Raw genomic sequence first — 16612 nt, 5'->3', positions numbered from 1 at the left:
CTATTCGGTCGTGACGCCCTGGAAGGGACGGACCTCGCGGCCGGGCATGAAGAGCCCGAGGCGCTTGATTTCCCATTCCAGCTTGATGCCGGAGCTTTCGAAAACCTTGCGGCGCACTTCCTCGCCGAGATATTCGAGATCGTAGCCGGTCGCCTGCCCCATGTTGATCATGAAGTTGCAGTGAAGCGACGACATCTGCGCGCTGCCGATGACGAGCCCGCGGCAGTCCGCCTCGTCGATCAGCTTCCAGGCCGAATGGCCCTCCGGATTCTTGAAGGTGGAACCGCCGGTCTTTTCGCGGATCGGCTGCACCGTCTCGCGGTGGTTGCGCACGGCATCCATTTCGGCGCGGATCTTGGCCCGGTCGTCCGGATACCCCTCGAACAGAACCGAAGTGAAGATCAGATCGTCGGCCGCATCCGAATGGCGATAGGAATAGCCCATCTCGGCATTCGTCAGCACATGCCTGTTGCCCTTGCGGTCGATCGCCCGCACTTCAACGACGCGATCCTTCGTCTCCGAGCCGTTGGCGCCGGCATTCATGCGGGCAGCGCCGCCGATGCCGCCGGGAATGCCGTAGTAGAAGGCGAAACCGCCGATGCCGTTGTCCATCGCCATGGCGGCCACGTGCTTGTCCGGGCAGATGGCGCCGGCGAGAATGCGGTTTTCGCCGGCGAGTTCGACAAAGCCGAAACCCTTGGCCGAGAGGCGCAGCACGACACCGGGAATACCGCCGTCGCGCACCAGGATGTTCGAGCCGACACCGACCACCGTCAGCGGCACCTCATCCGGCAATATCTTGAGGAAGGCGATAAGGTCTTCCTCGTCATGCGGCTGGAACATCAGCTCGGCCAGACCGCCGGCGCGGAACCAGGTGACGCGGTCCATGGGTGCATCCGGCGTCAGTCGGCCGCGAATGTCTTTTACGCCCTCTCCGAGAGAGGCAAGTAGCTTTTCCCCATTAACCTGTTTCATGCGGACTTTCCTGAAAGGTCTTGCAACTGCTTCGGCAGCGCGGCTGCCCAGTATGTAATGCTACCAGCACCCAGGAGAACCACAAAGTCCCCGGGCTTTGCAATTTCTGCTACCATCTGCGGTAGAGCTTCCGCCGAAGGAAGGAAGCGGGCATCGCGATGGCCACCCGATTTGATGCGGGAAACGAGCGATTCCGAATCCGCCCCCTCGATCGCGTCTTCACCCGCGGCATAGACAGGCGCGATGAAAATGCTGTCGGCATCGTTGAAGCAGGCGGCGAATTCCTCGAACAGGCTCGACAGGCGGGTATAACGATGCGGCTGGTGCACGGCGATGATCCTGCCCTTGCAGGCCTCGCGGGCGGCGCGCAGCACCGCCTTGATCTCGACCGGGTGATGGCCGTAGTCGTCGAAGATCTGCACGCCGTTCCATTCGCCCGTCAGCGTGAAGCGACGCTTGACGCCGCCGAAGGAGGCAAGCCCCTTGGCGATATCCTCGCGTGAAATGCCGAGACGGTTGGCAACGGCAATGGCCGCCGTGGCATTGGCGATATTGTGACGGCCGGGCATCGGCATGACGAGATTGTCGAGCCGGATGACTTCGCCCGTGCGGCGGCGGCGGATCTCGACATCGAAGACCGAGCGCGTGCCTTCGATGCGCACATTCATGAAGCGCACGTCGGCCTGCGGGTTTTCGCCATAGGTGATGACCTTGCGGTCCTCGATGCGGCCGACCAGCGCCTGCACCTCGGGATGATCGAGGCACATGACGCCGAAACCGTAGAAAGGCACGTTCTCGACGAACTGCCGGAAGGCGGCGCGCACGGCGTCGAAATTGCCGTAATGGTCGAGATGTTCAGGGTCGATATTGGTAACGACGGCGACGTCGGCAGGCAGCTTCAGGAAGGTGCCGTCGGATTCGTCGGCCTCCACCACCATCCACTCGCCCTCGCCCATGCGCGCATTCGTGCCATAGGCATTGATGATGCCGCCGTTGATGACCGTCGGGTCCAGGCCGCCGGCTTCGAGCAGCGTGGCGACGAGCGAGGTCGTCGTCGTCTTGCCATGCGTGCCGCCGATGGCGATCGCATTGCGGAAGCGCATCAGCTCGGCCAGCATTTCGGCACGACGCACCACCGGCAGCAGCTTCTCGCGCGCGGCGACGAGTTCCGGATTGCTCTTCTTGATCGCGGTCGAGACGACCACGACTTCGGCGTCGCCGAGATTTTCCGCCTTGTGGCCGACGAAAACCTCGATGCCCTTGTCGCGAAGGCGCTGGACATTGGCGCTGTCGGATTGGTCCGATCCCTGCACCCGATGGCCGAGATTATGCAGCACCTCTGCGATACCGCTCATGCCGATACCGCCGATGCCGATGAAATGGACAAGGCCGATTGCCTTTGGCAGCTTCATGCGCGTGCCCCCTTGAGTTCTGCAACTGTCTTGCCGGCGGCAATAGCCTCAACCATGTCGGCAAGCAAGTTCGCCGCGTCAGGTTTTCCCGCCAGCTTGGCCGCCGCCGCCATGCCGGCAAGCTTTTCCGGTTCGTTCATCGCATGCGTCAGGATCGAGGCAAGGCGCTCCGGCGAAAGCTCGGCCTGCGCGATCACCCTGGCTCCGCCGGTCGCGGCAAGGGCTGCGGCATTCGCGGCCTGGTCGTGATCGAGCGCATGCGGATAAGGCACGAACACGGCCGGGCGTCCGATGACCGAGATTTCCGAAACCGTCGAAGCCCCGGAGCGGCAGATGACCAGATGCGCCCCGGCAAGACGTTCCGCCATATCATTGAAAAACGGGGCGATATCCGCGCCCATCTGCAATTGCGCCACGCAGCCGCGCACCATTTCCATATCCTCCGGGCGCACCTGCTGCGTCACTCTGAGCCGCGCCCGCAATGCGTCGTCAAGCAGGCTGATCGCCGTCGGCATCGCCTTGGAGAAATATTGCGCGCCCTGGCTGCCGCCGAAGACGACGAGGTTGAACGGCTCGCCGGGATGCGACGGCACATAGGGCTGCTCTGCCGCGGCAAGGATCGCCGGGCGCACGGGATTGCCGGTCGCGATCGTCTTGCCGGAAAAAGCGCCGCCGTTTTCCGGCAGGAAGCCGCCGGCAATCGCCTTGACGCGCGGCGCCAGCGCCTTGTTGGCGCGGCCCATGACGGCATTCTGCTCATGCAGCATCGAAGGCACGCCAAGCCGTGTGGCGGCCAGCAGCGGCGGCACGGTCGGATAGCCGCCGAAGCCGACGACGATGACCGGCTTCAGCCGGCCGATCAGCCGCTTTGCCGCCCGCATGCCCGTCCAGAGCTTCCACAGCGAACGCGCGACGGCCACCGGGTTCTTCGAACCAATCGTCGCCGACGGCACGACATGGATCTCGTCGGCCGGAAACTTGCCGGCGTAACGCTCCGCGCGGCTGTCGGTGACGAGATGCACGGAATAACCGCGCTCCCTCAGCTTGAAGGCGAGCGCTTCGGCCGGAAAGACGTGGCCGCCGGTTCCCCCGGCGGCAAGAAGGACGATGCCCTTGCTCATGAGACCCTACTCCGCCGGCATGCCGTGCGGCACGCGGAAAAGGCTCCGGTCCTGCGCACGTTTTTCCGGGCGATGGCGCGTCAGCGCCAGAATGAAGCCGGCCGTGACGCAGATCGCCACCATCGACGATCCGCCGTAGGAAATCAGCGGCAGCGTCATGCCCTTGGCCGGCAGCAGTTCGAGATTGACGCCGATATTGATGATCGACTGGATGCCCATCTGCAGCACCAGGCCGGCGACGGCAAAGCGGTTGAAATCGTTGCGTTCGCGATAGGCATGCGACAGGCCGCGCAGCACCAGCACCGTGAAGATGGCGACGAGCGCGATGCAGAAGACGATGCCGAATTCCTCGGCCGCGACCGAGAAGATGAAGTCGGTATGGGCGTCCGGAATGATGCGCTTGACGATGCCCTCGCCCGGCCCCTGCCCGAACCAGTCGCCGCGGATGATCGCCTCGCGGGCGGTATCGATCTGGAACGTGTCGCCCTCGCCGGTAAGGAACTTGTCTATTCGGCCCGCCACGTGCGGGAAGACGTAATAGGCAGTGACAAGGCCGCCGGCACCGCCGACGCCGAGCACGATGATCCAGAGCCACGGCATGCCGGCCATGAAGAACATGCCGCCCCAGACGGCCGTCGTCAGGATCGTCTGGCCAAGGTCGGGCTGAGCCACGAGAAGGGCCGCGACCATGCCGAACAGGATGATGGCAAAGAGGTTGCCCGGAATTTCCGGCTGGCGGGCATGTTCGGAAAAGAGCCAGGCGCAGACCACGACGAAGGCCGGCTTCATGAATTCCGAGGGCTGGATGGAGATGCCGGCAAGCGTGACCCAGCGGCGTGACCCCTTGACCTCGACACCGAAGAACAGCGCCAGCAGCATCATCGCGAGCGCCACGATCAGCAGGATGATCGCGGTGCGCCGCACCTGGCGCGGCGTCAGGAAGGAAAGGCCGAGCATAACGGCGATCGACGGGATCATGAAGGCCGCATGGCGCTTGACGAAGTGGAAGGGTTCGAGCCCGATGCGTTCGGCAACCGCCGGAGAAGCCGCAAAGGAGAGCATGAAACCTATGCCCATCAGGAACAGGAACAGGGCCAGGAAGAAACGGTCGATGGTCCAGAACCAATCGGCCAATGCTCCACGTTCCGCGCGGCTCACCATGTCATTTGCCTCCTGTTGCCGAATTGATCAGCATCGTCACGCCGTCAAGGGCAGCCACATGGCTGACAAAGGCATCGCCCCTGACTTCAAAATTCTTGTACTGGTCGAAGCTTGCGCAAGCCGGGGATAACATGACGGCCACCGGACCGGTCTCATCCTTGGCCGCGTCAGCTGCCGCATGCGCCACCGCCCGTTCCAGCGTACCCGATATTTCGTAGGGTGCCGCCTCGCCCAGTGTGGCGGCAAATTCCGCCGCCGCCTCGCCGATGAGATAGGCCTTGGCGATGCGCGGAAAGAAAGGCGCAAGCGTCGTGATCCCGCCCGCCTTGGGCAGGCCGCCGGCAATCCAGTAGATCCGGTCGTAGCTCGAAAGCGCGGGAGCCGCGGCATCTGCATTCGTCGCCTTGGAATCGTTGACGAAGGTGACATGGCCGCGGCGGCCGACCGGCTGCATGCGATGCTTGAGGCCGGGGAAGGATGCAAGACCCGCGCGAATATCGTCGGGAGAGACACCGACGGCAAGGCAGGCCGCGACGGCGGCGGCGGCATTCTGCGCGTTGTGGCTGCCGCGCAGCGTCTGGATACCGTCGAGATCGACGAAGGGCAGCATGGCGCCGCCCGTTGCCCGGATGAGCCGGCTGCCCTCGGCATAGATACCGTCAGCCAGCACGTTGCGCCGCGAAATGCGCGTCACCTTCACCCCTGCCCGCTCGATGCGGTCGGCGATCAGCGCCGAGAAACTGTCGTCCACGCCGACAACGGCGACAGCGCTGCCGGCGACCAGCCGTTCCTTGACATCGGCATAGTGCTGCATCGTGCCGTGCCGGTCGAGATGATCGGGCGTCAGGTTGAGCAGGATGCCGGCGGACGGGTTGAGCGTGGGCGCCAGGTCGATCTGGTAGGAAGAACACTCGACGACGAAATAGCGCTCGGCCTTCGGCGGATCGAGCGTCAGCACGGCCGTGCCGATATTGCCGCCGAGCTGCGTGTCGCGGCCGCTCGCTTTCAGGATATGGGCGATCAGCGCCGTCGTCGTCGACTTGCCGTTCGTGCCGGTGATCGCGATGAACGGGCAATCGGGCGCATGCGCGCGCCGCTCGCGCACGAAGAGCTCGACATCGCCGACAATATCGACGCCGGCGGCACGCGCAAGATCGACGGTCCAATGCGGCTTCGGGTGGGTGAGCGGCACACCCGGCGAAAGCACGAAGAGCGCCTGCGCGCTCCAGTCGATCGTGCGAAGGTCGGCGGTGCGGATGCCGTCTGCCGCAGCCTTGGTGACGCTGTCGGGATTGTCGTCCCAGGCCGTGACATCGGCCCCGCCTGCAATCAAGGCCCTGGCCGTGGCCGAGCCGGAACCGCCGAGACCGAAAAGAGCGACCTTCTTATCCGCAAGCGTCGTGACCGGGATCATGACCGCCTCACCGCAGCTTCAGGGTGGAAAGGCCGAGCATGGCAAGGCCGACGGCGATGATCCAGAAGCGGATCACCACCTGGCTTTCCGTCCAGCCCTTCTTTTCGAAATGATGGTGGATCGGCGCCATGAGGAAGACGCGCCGGCCGGTCATCTTGAAGAAACCGACCTGGATGATGACCGACAGCGTTTCCATGACGAAGAGGCCGCCGACGATCGCCATGACGATCTCGTGCTTGGTGGCAACGGCAACCGTGCCGATCGTGCCGCCGAGGGCGAGAGACCCGGTATCGCCCATGAAGATGGCGGCCGGCGGCGCGTTGAACCAGAGGAAGCCGAGGCCTGCGCCGATGACCGCGCCGAGCACCACGGCAAGCTCGCCGGTACCCGGCACGAAATTGATCTGCAGGTAATTGGCAAAGACCGCGTTGCCGGCAAGATAGGCGATGATGCCGAAGGCGGCTGCGGCGATCATGACCGGCACGATGGCAAGCCCGTCGAGGCCGTCGGTCAGGTTCACGGCATTGCCGGCGCCGACGATGACGAAACCGCCGAAAACGACGAACATGATGCCGATATTGATCAGGAAGTCCTTGAAGAAGGGGAATGCGATCGAGGAGCCGAAGGTCGAGCCGGCCGGGCCGGAGACGAGCGCCGTGCGCATCATGAAATAGACGGCGATGCCGGCAATGACGAATTCGATGCCGAGGCGCGCCTTTCCCGAAAAGCCCCTGTGGCTCTGCTTCGTGACCTTGAGATAATCGTCATAGAAGCCGATGGCGCCGAAGCCGAGCGTCACGAGCAGCGTGGCCACCACATAGACGTTGGAAAGATCGGCCCAGAGCAGCGACGCCCCGACGATGCCGGCGAGAATCATCAGGCCGCCCATGGTCGGCGTGCCCGCCTTCTTGAAATGCGTCTGCGGCCCGTCGGCACGGATCGGCTGGCCCTTGCCCTGCCGGATGCGCAGCGAGTTGATGATGGCAGGCCCGAAGAGGAAGACGATGAGAGCGGAGGTGAAGAGAGCGGCACCAGCCCGGAAGGTAATATACCTGAACAAATTCAGAAATTTGAAATATTCCGACAGTTCAACTAGCCAAATCAGCATTCAAGGCCCCTTTTGCCCGATCATGGTTCGCGTTGCGTGTCGGAAACTGGCGGGTACTTGTCAAGGAGCGCGGCGACAATCTTGCCGAAACCGATCCCCAGCGACGACTTCACCATCAACACGTCGCCAGGTGCGACCGAGTTCAATACGAATTCCAACAATTCTTCCGTCTTTTCGCGATGCTCGACCGCGACGCTGTCGGGAAGCGATTCTTTCAGCGCCACCATTTCAGGCCCGGCGAGCCAGACATGTTCCAGGCCGGCCGCCAGCAGCGGCCCGGCAAGGTCGGCATGGACCTGCGGCGCAAACTCGCCCATTTCCAGCATGTCGCCGAGCACGGCGATGCGCCGCCCCCGCCCGGTCGGTTCGGCGCTTGCCAGCAGCGCGATCGCCGCGCGCATGGAGGCCGGATTGGCGTTGTAGCTTTCGTCGATCAGCGTGAAGCTGCCGTTGCCGATCGGAAGGCGGTAGCGCTTGCCCCGGCCCTTTTCCGGCTTCAGCGTCGCAAGCGCCTCGATGGCCTTGTCGAGACTGGCCCCGACAATCGTCACGACGCCCAGTGCGGCCAGCGCGTTTTCGGCAATGTGGCGGCCCGGCGCGCCGATGCGCACTTCCTTTGTATCGCCGCCGACGGTCATCCAGAGTGTCGAGCTTTCATCCGAGCCGTTGAATTCGGCAAGACGGAATTCCGCCTTGGCGTGCTGGCCGAAGGAATGGATTCTGGTGATGCCAAGCGCCTGCGCCGCCTGCTCCAGGAAGGAGAACTGGTCGTTGTCGCGGTTGAGAACCACGTCGCCGCCCGGCTCCAGCCCTTCGAAGATCTCGGCCTTGGCGGCGGCGATCTCCTCGATGCTCTGGAAATTGCCGAGATGGGCCGGCGCGACCGTCGTGACGACGGCGACATGCGGGCGGATCATCGCCACCAGCGGCCGGATCTCGTCCGGATGGTTCATGCCGACCTCGAAGACGCCGAAATAGGTGTCGATCGGCATGCGCGCGAGCGTCAGCGGCACGCCCCAGTGATTGTTGAAGGAAGCAACCGACGCATGCACCTTGCCGGAGGGAGACAAGACATGGCGCAGCATCTCCTTCGTCGTCGTCTTGCCGACCGAACCGGTGACGGCGATGATCTTCGCCCGCGAGCGTTCACGCGATGCCTGTCCCAGCTTGCCAAGCGCGGCAAGCACGTCCTCGACCACGATCATCGGCACCGTCAGCCGCCCCATGGCCGGCAGGCGCGCCTCGCTGACAACCAGCAGCGACGCGCCGTTTGCCACGGCCATCGAAGCATAATCGTGCCCGTCCACGCGGTCGCCCTTGATCGCGAAAAAGGCCTCGCCTGGCGCAATCGAGCGGCTGTCGATGGAAATGCCGGTAATGCCCTGCGGCAGCGAGCCGAACGGGCGGCCCGCCATCGCGGCGACCATGTCTTCGGTGGTCCAGAGCCAGTTCATGATACCCGCTCCTCCAAAGCCTTGCGCACTTCGGCATGATCGGAAAACGGCAGCGTGACGCTGCCGACCGTCTGCCCTTCTTCATGTCCCTTGCCGGCGACGATCAGCGTATCGCCGGACTTCAGCTGCAGCACCGCCTCGCGGATCGCCTTGGCGCGATCGCCGATCTCCGAAGCGCATTTGGCCGCCGCCATGATCTCGGCGCGGATCGCGGCCGGCTCTTCCGAGCGCGGATTGTCGTCGGTGACGATCACGACATCGGCCAGCCGGCAGGCGATTTCGCCCATGATCGGCCGCTTGCCGCGGTCGCGGTCGCCGCCGCAGCCGAACACGACGATCACGCGGCCCGTCGTGAACGGCCGCACCGAGTTTAGCACGTTTTCCAGCGCATCCGGCTTATGGGCGTAATCGACATAGGCAAGCGCGCCGTCCCTGGTGTGACCGACCAGCTCGAGACGGCCGGAAGCGCCCTGCAGCTTTTCGAGCGCTGCCATCGCCACCTTCGCCGGCACGCCCGTCGACATGGCAAGGGCTGCCGCAACCAGCGCATTGGCGATCTGGAAATCGCCGGCGAGCGGGATATCGACCTCGAAGATCTCGTCTTCGGCATGGATTTCCGCCACCTGCTTGTGCCGGAAATGCTCCACGCGCTTCAGCGTCAGATAAGTGCCCTTGCGCCCGACCGTGCGCACATCGTGGCCGGCAGCCGTTGCCGCCCTGATCGCCTGCTCCGACCACGGATCGTCGGCGAAAACGACGGCGGGCGAGCCCTTCGGCAGCACCCGGTCGAAGAGATGCATCTTGGCGGCCATATAGTCCTCGACCGTCGGATGGTAATCCATATGGTCGCGGCCGAGATTGGTGAAGGCGGCAGCCGCCAGCGTCACGCCGTCGAGGCGATACTGGTCGAGGCCGTGGCTCGAAGCCTCCATCGCAGCATGTGTCACGCCTTCGTCGGCAAGTTCGGCAAGCAGCTTGTGCAGCGAAACCGGATCGGGCGTCGTCAGCGAGCCATATTCGTTGCGCGTCGGCGAAACGACGCCGGTCGTGCCGATCATCGCGGCCGCATGGCCGGCATGCGCCCAGATCTGCCGCGTGAAGGATGCGACCGAAGTCTTGCCCGCCGTCCCCGTCACCGCGACCATCGTCGCCGGCTGGCGGCCATGGAAGCGCGAGGCGGCAACGGAGAGGAAACGCCGCGGCTCGGCAACGACCAGCACCGGCACGGAGGTTTCGGTCGCATGGGCTGCGATGACGACGGCAGCGCCCTTGGCAACGGCATCGGCAATGAAGCCCGCACCATCGGCCTTGGAGCCGGCAATTGCCACGAAAGCCATTCCGGGTGCGATCTTCCGGCTGTCGGAAGACAATCCTGTTATCTCCAGCGCCCCGGCCGGCCCTTCGAGTTCAGCTTTGAGTTCCGGAAACGCATTTCCGGCGATGTCCCGCAATTTCATCGAATGCACTTTTCTGGTTCAGGTCGATCGCCCCTTACGAATCGACGCCGACATTGATTCACACTCAATAAGACACCAACAAGGCCGAGCCGTCTTCGCCAAATTCCGGTTCCACACCGAGGATCGGCGCGGCGCGGCGCACGATGTTCTTGACCATGGGGGCTGCCGTATAGGCGGCGATGCGCTGATGCTGCTCGCCGTCAAGCGGTTCGTCGCAGAAGGTCAGCACCACGTATTTCGGATCATCAATCGGGAAAGCCGCCAGAAAAGCGTTGAAATTCAGATTGGTAGCGTAGCGGCCGTTGACCACCTTGTCGGCCGTTCCGGTCTTGCCGCCGACATTGAAGCCCGGCACGTCGGCATTGCGGCCGGAGCCTTTCTTGCCGTTCAGCTTGAAGAGATAGCGGATATCGTCGCTGGTGCTTTTCTTGACGACGACCTCGGCAACTTCATCGGCCTGTTCGCGGCTGCGCGGCAGGAAAGTCGGCTCGATGAGCTTGCCGCCGTTGATGAGCGCCGCCCCGGCAACCGCCGTCTGCAGCGGCGTGGTCGCCACACCATGGCCGAAGGAGATCGTGATCGAGTTGATCTTCTTCCAGACGCGCGGCTGGCTCGGCATCTTCACTTCCGGCAGCTCGGTCTGCATCTTGGTCAGCAGGCCGAGGCGCGTCAGATAGTCCTTCTGCATCTCCATGCCGACGATATCGATCATCCGCGCCGTGCCGATATTGGACGAATATTCGAAGATTTCGGGCACGGTCAGCCAGCGGCGCTGGCCGTGGAAATCGTGAATGGTGAAACCGCCGATGCGGATCGGGTTGGTGGCGTCGAAACTGTCCTTGAGGGAAACCTTGCCGCTGTCGATCGCCATGGCGGTCGAGAAGGTCTTGAAGGTGGAGCCCATTTCGAACGTGCCGTTCGACATGCGGTTCAGCCAGCCGTCCTTGGAGCCTTCCTGCGGATTGTTCGGATCGAAATCCGGCGCCGAGGCCATGCCGAGCACCTCGCCCGTATGCGCGTCGAGCACGACGGCCCCTGCCCCCTTGGCCTTGTAGTTGACGACGGCATTGGCAACGACATCGCGCACGATCGCCTGCACGCGCACATCGATCGACAGGCGGACCGGCTCCAGCGGCTGGTTGCTCGTCATGCCGACCGAGGCGAGATCGGCAAGCCCCTGATCGTCGATATATTTCTCCATGCCGGCAACGCCGCGGTTGTCGATATTGACGTAGCCGAGGATATGCGCGGCCGTCGCCCCGCCCGGATAGAAGCGGCGCTTTTCCGGCCGGAAGCCGATGCCGGGAATGCCGAGCGCCAGGATCTGGCTCTGCTGCTTCGGCGTCAGCTGGCGGCGCAGCCAGGCGAAATGCGAGGTGCGGTTCGACAGCTTCTTGTAGGTGTCCTTGACGTCGAGGTCGGAAAGCACAGTCTGCAGCTTCTCGACAGCCTCGTCGGCATCGACGATCTTGTTCGGCTCGGCAAACAGCGAAACCGTGCGGATATCGGTCGCCAGCACTTCGCCGTTGCGGTCGACGATATCGGGACGCGATGCCATCAGCCGGTCGGGCGGCAGGATGGACGAAACCGATTCCGGCTCCTTCATCGCATATTCGACGAGACGTCCGCCGATGACGGCATAGAGGGCGGTGAAGCCGACGATGAGCAGGCCCACGCGGCTTTTGGCCTGCCCGGACTTGCGCTTGCGCGAGCCCTCGATCGCCATGCCGGACGGAGCCCCGAAACGGTTATAGACGCCGGCGGAAAAATGCGCCTGGCTTTTCAGCACCATGATGCGGGAAAGAAAGGACATTATTCCAGCGCTCCCGTTTCGATCTCGTCCGGCTCCTGCTCTTCGGCCTGGCGCGGCGCCGGCATCGGAACCGGCTGCGCCTTGGCGGCAGAGCCGGGCTTGGCGCCGGCCTTGGCTTCGGCAATGTCGGGCGGCGGAACTTCGGATTTCAGCATCGGCAGTTCGCGCGCATGGGCAAGCGCGGTCGAATCCGTCGGCTGCAGCTGCAGCTCGCTATTGTAGACATTGACCAGCCGCTCCAGCCGGTTCGGCTGCGATTGCAGCGCCCAGTCGGCCTTCAGGAGATCGATCGTGTCCTTCTCCAGCTTGATCTCCGCCTCGAGGCGATGAACCTCCTCGAGCTTCAGCTCGGCGCGATGCTTGATCGTGTAGGTGACGGCGGCAGCCGCCGTCATGACGCCGATGAGCACAAGATCGAACGTTCTCAGCATATCAACCTCCAAGCTTTCCGAGGCTGGCAAGATTGGGAAATCCGAAGAGCGACATGTCCTCGGCTTCGGCGGGGGCAGCGGTGCGCTGGCCGGCACGCAGCTTGGCGGAACGGGCACGCGGATTGGCCTGCGCCTCTTCTTCGCTGGCTGATACCATCGACTTGCCGACCGGCGCGAAGGTCGCAGCCCGCTCATGCGCGATCGGCAGATGGCGCGAACCCGATGCCTTGCCGGCCCGGTCGGAGAAGAATTTCTTGACGATCCGGTCTTCCAGCGAATGGAAGGTGACGACGACGAGACGACCGCCCGGCTTCAGCGCCCGCTCGGCCGCAAACAGCGCCTGCGCCAGCTCGCCGAGCTCGTCGTTGACGAAGATGCGCAGCGCCTGGAAGACGCGCGTCGCCGGATGGATCTTGTCCTTCATCTTGCGCGGCGTCACCAGCTCGATCAGCCCGGCAAGATCGCGCGTCGTCTCGAACGGCTTTTCGGCGCGATGTTTTTCGATCGCATGCGCAATGCGCGGCGCCTGATTTTCCTCGCCGAGATAATGGAAGATGCGGATGAGATCGGCGACCTTCGCCCGATTGACGACATCGGCGGCCGAAACGCCCGCAGCCGACATGCGCATGTCGAGCGGACCGTTCTTCTGGAAGGAGAAGCCGCGCTCGGCCTCGTCGATCTGCATGGAGGAAACGCCGATATCGAGCACCACGCCGTCAAGCCCGCCCTCAGGCGCATGGTCGGCAAGCTCGGAAAAGCGCGAATGGATAAGCTTGAGACGGCCGCGATGGGCCGCGACAAGCGCCTGCCCGGCCGCAATCGCCGTCGGATCGCGATCGAGCGCGATCACATCGGCACCGGCCGCCAGAATGGCGGACGTATAACCGCCCGCGCCAAAGGTGCCGTCGAGAATGACCTTGCCGGAAGAAGGCTCCAGCGCCGCAAGCACTTCCCTGAGAAGAACCGGAATGTGGCGAACCGGTCCGCCACCGGCTTCAGTTGAACCTCCGCCAGGATTCGCCACCATTCCGCTCCCTCGTTCTCTCAGGAACGCCTGCCCGCCAGCCTGCGCTCCTCTCGTGCCTGCGCCTGCGCTGCCGCGAATGCCTGCGGCCGCCAGAGCTGAAAGTGATCCGCCCGACCCACGAAGGCCACCTCGTCCGTAATGCCGGTAAAGTCGCGAATGAAATCCGTGACCATCAACCGACCCTCGGCGTCGAGCTTCATGAAGACCCCGCCCCCATGGATGAGAAGCGACATCTCGTTCGCATCCGGCGAAAACGGATCTTCCGCAGCGATCTGCCGCTCGAACCTTTCCAGAAGGTCCGGGCCGCCGATGCTGATCGCCGGAAACACAAAATCCTGGAAACAGTACAGTTCCGGGATATTGCGCTGCGCCAGCACGGAACGGAACGCCGCCGGCACGGAAACCCGGCCCTTGGCATCGATCCTGTTGGTCGCATTCGAAAGGAAGCGGCTCATGACACGAAACATCCGTTTCCGAAAGAGCCCGGAAAGCCGTTCGCCGCCCGAAACCCTCAAAATCAGGCACAGCTACGCAAGCCGAAAGAGCCAAGACCCTCCCGACGCTTCCGGTCCGGAAGGCGCCTTTGCTTTGCGATTGATGGGCAGATGATTGCCCTGATGCAGTGCGCACTTGGGATAGCATGGGACCGTATGGGCGTCAATGGGATGAGCCCATTTTGAGGTGGGCGCAGTACCGAACATTTATAGGCTGTTAAGTTTAACAAAGGGTTAGGAAAGCGATTCTCTCACGCCATCGCAAGCTGTCGGACAATGCCGGAAATCGGGCCGCACGGGATCCATGCGACCTTGCTGCAATTCTCGTCATTTCAATGGCTTGAAAGGGAAAAAATCGTGTTCGGCCGCAATGCGGACGCCCGGGAAGTCAATCGCCAGTTGGCCTGTAAGCCGGGTTCTGTATGGCTCCGGCGAACCGGAACGTGGCAGCCATTCATCTGGGACAACGCTTGCACGCTGCCTCACGCAACCCACCCGGATGACTGGCCTGGAAACCGGCCGGCAAGGCTTTCGCCCGCCGCGTCATCCCTATTCGGTTTTGCTCCCGGTGGGGTTTACCGTGCCATATCCGTTGCCGGAGATGCGGTGGGCTCTTACCCCACCCTTTCACCCTTACCCGTCATGACGGGCGGTTTGCTTTCTGTGGCACTTTCCCTGAGGTCGCCCTCGCCGGACGTTATCCGGCACCGTGTTTCCGTGGAGCCCGGACTTTCCTCACCCTACCGCCTTTCGGCATTGGTAAAGCGCGGCTGCCCGGCCAACTGGCAGGGCTCCCTTAAACGAGGAAGCCCGCAAAAGCCAACGAAATATGGGCCGGAAGCTTAACGGAAATAAGGTGCGAAATCCGTGGCGTAGCCCTGATCCTTGATTCCGCCTGTCAAAATGAGCGCAGCCCCCAGCCTGCCGATTTCGTCGGAACTCTTGGCCGAGGTGCCCATGCAGCCGGTCAGGACCGCAACATGCGGCGAAGCGGTATAGCCGATCATCGGATAACGGCTCTTCGTATAGGAGACGACGCAGGACGCGGAGGAAACCGACCGCGCCTCAAGCTCCGGCACGATCCGGCCGACGATCCCGGTCAGATGCTCGCGGGCCGGCGCACGTCCCTCGGTGCGAAACCAGGCGCGCATCTGCGCATCGTTGTCCAGCACGAGGTCGTCGGGATCGCCGCCGATCTTCAGATAGAGCTTGCCGTCGGGATAACGGATCGGCGGCAGCAGGTAGATGTCGATGCCGGGCGCATGGAGGATCAGCGACGGCATGCCGGCAAAGCGATGCGCATCCTCTTCCGCCACTTCGAAAAGGGCCACGGTGCGTCCGTAAACCGTCATGTCAACGGATTGCGGCAAGAGATTCTGCGAAATGGAAAAACCGCCGGCGGCAAGCAGGGCCTTTTCGGCGCGATAGACGCTCCCGCCCGCCGTCGTGACGACAGCCGCCCCGCCCTCTTCCCGGATCGACGCGACATGGTCGCGAATGACGGTCGCGCCTGCCTTTTCGGCCAGCAGCGACTGCGCCCTTACGAGCTTGCGCGGGCTGATATGCCCGGCTCCCTTCGCCTCGAAAATGCCGGCGCTGCCGGCGGGAAAGGCGAAATAGGGAAATTGCTTCTTCAGCCGAGCCTCGTCGAGCAGGGCGATTTCGGCGCCGAGCAGGCAAGCGGCCCGTTGCGTATTGCCGAGATAGTCGCTCTCGACCGGCGCCACGCCCACGCAGCCCGCCTGCGTATAGAATTCGACGCCGCTTTCCCTGGCGATATCGCCGTAGCGGGCGATCGAGCGATTGGCGAGCAAGGCCCAGTCGCCATCCGGATCGATGGTGCGGGTGATGCGCCCTTCGTCGTAATGGCTGGCAAAGACGCCCTCATGCGCCTTGCGGTCCTCGGGCTCGTCCGGGCCGATGACGGCGACGCCATCGGCCTGTCTTGCCAGATATTTTGCGGCCGCGGCACCCATCATGCCGCGGCCGATGACGATGAACCTGAAATCGACTGCCATGTCACACCTCGCTGAAAGCGAGCGATAGCATGGCAATCCCGCTGAATCATCCGGCTCCGGCCGGAGAAACAGCGTTTCCTGCTCACAGCATTGCAAGAACCTTGCCGCAATAGGACTTGGAGACCGGGTTCATGCGCGTCGCGCCATGGCCGGCATTGTATTTGAGGATCGTATTGCAGGTCTCGCCGCCGCCGAGATCGTGGGCGGCCGCAAGATACTTCATGCCGTACTTGATGTTGGTTTCCGGATCGAACAGGCCCTTGGCGCTGCCGGTATAGCCCATCATGCGGGCCGTGGCCGGCTTGATCTGCATCAGGCCGATTTCGCCATGGCTGCCGCGCGCGTTGGGATTGTAGTTGCTCTCGACACGGATGACCGCATTGGCAAGAGCCACCGGCACGTTGTACTGCCTGGCATATTTGCTGATCAGCGCGGAATAGGAATTGCCGGAAACATCGGCGACGGGATAACCGCTCTGGCGCTCAACCGTCTTCAGCGGGCGCTGCGCTGTCTTGAGCGGACGCTGGGCCGCCTTCACCGGGCGCTGCGCCGTCTTCAGCGGGCGCCCTGTCTTCTTCACCTTGCGCTCCGCCTTCTTCAGCGGGCGCTCCACTTTCTTGGCGGGCGCATCGGCTCTTACGCCCCAGTCATTCGCAAAGGCAAAGCTATTTCCCGCCAGCACCATGCCAACGCATGCTGCAGCAACAACAATCAGTTTTCTCATGTA

Annotated in this window: 14 protein-coding genes and 1 other RNA gene; all 15 read right to left on the bottom strand. The window is 63.4% G+C overall.

What is annotated here, in order from left to right:
• The 15 genes from murB to ACU8HS_RS16690 all read right to left on the bottom strand — a co-directional run bounded on the left by murB (position 1) and on the right by ACU8HS_RS16690 (position 16609).
• Positions 1 to 975, bottom strand: coding sequence for a UDP-N-acetylmuramate dehydrogenase (gene murB, locus ACU8HS_RS16760; protein WP_112703179.1), 975 nt, complete (start codon positions 973 to 975; stop codon positions 1 to 3).
• A complete protein-coding gene (gene murC / locus ACU8HS_RS16755; RefSeq protein WP_112564767.1) occupies positions 972 to 2387 on the bottom strand; it encodes a UDP-N-acetylmuramate--L-alanine ligase in 1416 nt (471 codons plus the stop codon). The genes murB and murC overlap by 4 nt, the downstream gene beginning before the upstream one ends.
• A complete protein-coding gene (gene murG, locus ACU8HS_RS16750) occupies positions 2384 to 3508 on the bottom strand; it encodes an undecaprenyldiphospho-muramoylpentapeptide beta-N-acetylglucosaminyltransferase (RefSeq protein WP_112564765.1) in 1125 nt (374 codons plus the stop codon). The genes murC and murG overlap by 4 nt, the downstream gene beginning before the upstream one ends.
• 6 nt (positions 3509 to 3514) lie before the next feature.
• A complete protein-coding gene (ftsW, locus tag ACU8HS_RS16745) occupies positions 3515 to 4669 on the bottom strand; it encodes a putative lipid II flippase FtsW (protein ID WP_112564763.1) in 1155 nt (384 codons plus the stop codon).
• Between the two features lies 1 nt (position 4670).
• Positions 4671 to 6083, bottom strand: a complete 1413-nt coding sequence (gene murD / locus ACU8HS_RS16740; RefSeq protein WP_447014720.1) for a UDP-N-acetylmuramoyl-L-alanine--D-glutamate ligase — start codon at positions 6081 to 6083, stop codon at positions 4671 to 4673.
• Positions 6084 to 6090: 7 nt separating this feature from the next.
• On the bottom strand, positions 6091 to 7191 hold the full coding sequence (gene mraY / locus ACU8HS_RS16735) for a phospho-N-acetylmuramoyl-pentapeptide-transferase (protein ID WP_112564759.1): 1101 nt from the start codon (positions 7189 to 7191) through the stop codon (positions 6091 to 6093).
• Positions 7192 to 7211: 20 nt separating this feature from the next.
• Positions 7212 to 8645 (bottom strand): UDP-N-acetylmuramoylalanyl-D-glutamyl-2,6-diaminopimelate--D-alanyl-D-alanine ligase, encoded by a 1434-nt coding sequence (locus tag ACU8HS_RS16730; protein WP_113414152.1) that lies wholly within the window; start codon positions 8643 to 8645, stop codon positions 7212 to 7214.
• Positions 8642 to 10102, bottom strand: coding sequence for a UDP-N-acetylmuramoyl-L-alanyl-D-glutamate--2,6-diaminopimelate ligase (locus tag ACU8HS_RS16725; RefSeq protein WP_447014719.1), 1461 nt, complete (start codon positions 10100 to 10102; stop codon positions 8642 to 8644). Before ACU8HS_RS16725 ends, ACU8HS_RS16730 begins: the two co-directional genes overlap by 4 nt.
• Before the next feature lie 64 nt (positions 10103 to 10166).
• A complete protein-coding gene (locus ACU8HS_RS16720; protein WP_112703175.1) occupies positions 10167 to 11915 on the bottom strand; it encodes a peptidoglycan D,D-transpeptidase FtsI family protein in 1749 nt (582 codons plus the stop codon).
• Positions 11915 to 12346, bottom strand: coding sequence for a cell division protein FtsL (ftsL, locus tag ACU8HS_RS16715; protein ID WP_112753313.1), 432 nt, complete (start codon positions 12344 to 12346; stop codon positions 11915 to 11917). The genes ACU8HS_RS16720 and ftsL overlap by 1 nt, the downstream gene beginning before the upstream one ends.
• A 1-nt stretch (position 12347) precedes the next feature.
• Positions 12348 to 13373, bottom strand: coding sequence for a 16S rRNA (cytosine(1402)-N(4))-methyltransferase RsmH (rsmH, locus tag ACU8HS_RS16710; RefSeq protein WP_112757375.1), 1026 nt, complete (start codon positions 13371 to 13373; stop codon positions 12348 to 12350).
• A gap of 17 nt (positions 13374 to 13390) precedes the next feature.
• On the bottom strand, positions 13391 to 13828 hold the full coding sequence (mraZ, locus tag ACU8HS_RS16705; protein WP_377310608.1) for a division/cell wall cluster transcriptional repressor MraZ: 438 nt from the start codon (positions 13826 to 13828) through the stop codon (positions 13391 to 13393).
• Positions 13829 to 14258: 430 nt separating this feature from the next.
• Positions 14259 to 14653: RNase P RNA component class A (gene rnpB, locus ACU8HS_RS16700), an RNA gene on the bottom strand.
• 56 nt (positions 14654 to 14709) lie between these two features.
• Entirely contained in the window at positions 14710 to 15885 is a 1176-nt protein-coding gene (locus tag ACU8HS_RS16695) for an FAD-dependent oxidoreductase (protein ID WP_447014718.1), read from the bottom strand.
• 82 nt (positions 15886 to 15967) lie between these two features.
• Positions 15968 to 16609: a lytic transglycosylase domain-containing protein gene (locus tag ACU8HS_RS16690; protein WP_112564743.1), complete on the bottom strand. Its 642-nt coding sequence runs from the start codon at positions 16607 to 16609 to the stop codon at positions 15968 to 15970.
• Positions 16610 to 16612: the final 3 nt, after the last annotated feature.

Source organism: Rhizobium sp. KDH_Rht_773_N (assembly GCF_052946295.1).
The sequence above is the reverse complement of the archived record's forward strand: the minus strand, read 5'-3'. Positions and strand labels throughout refer to the sequence as shown.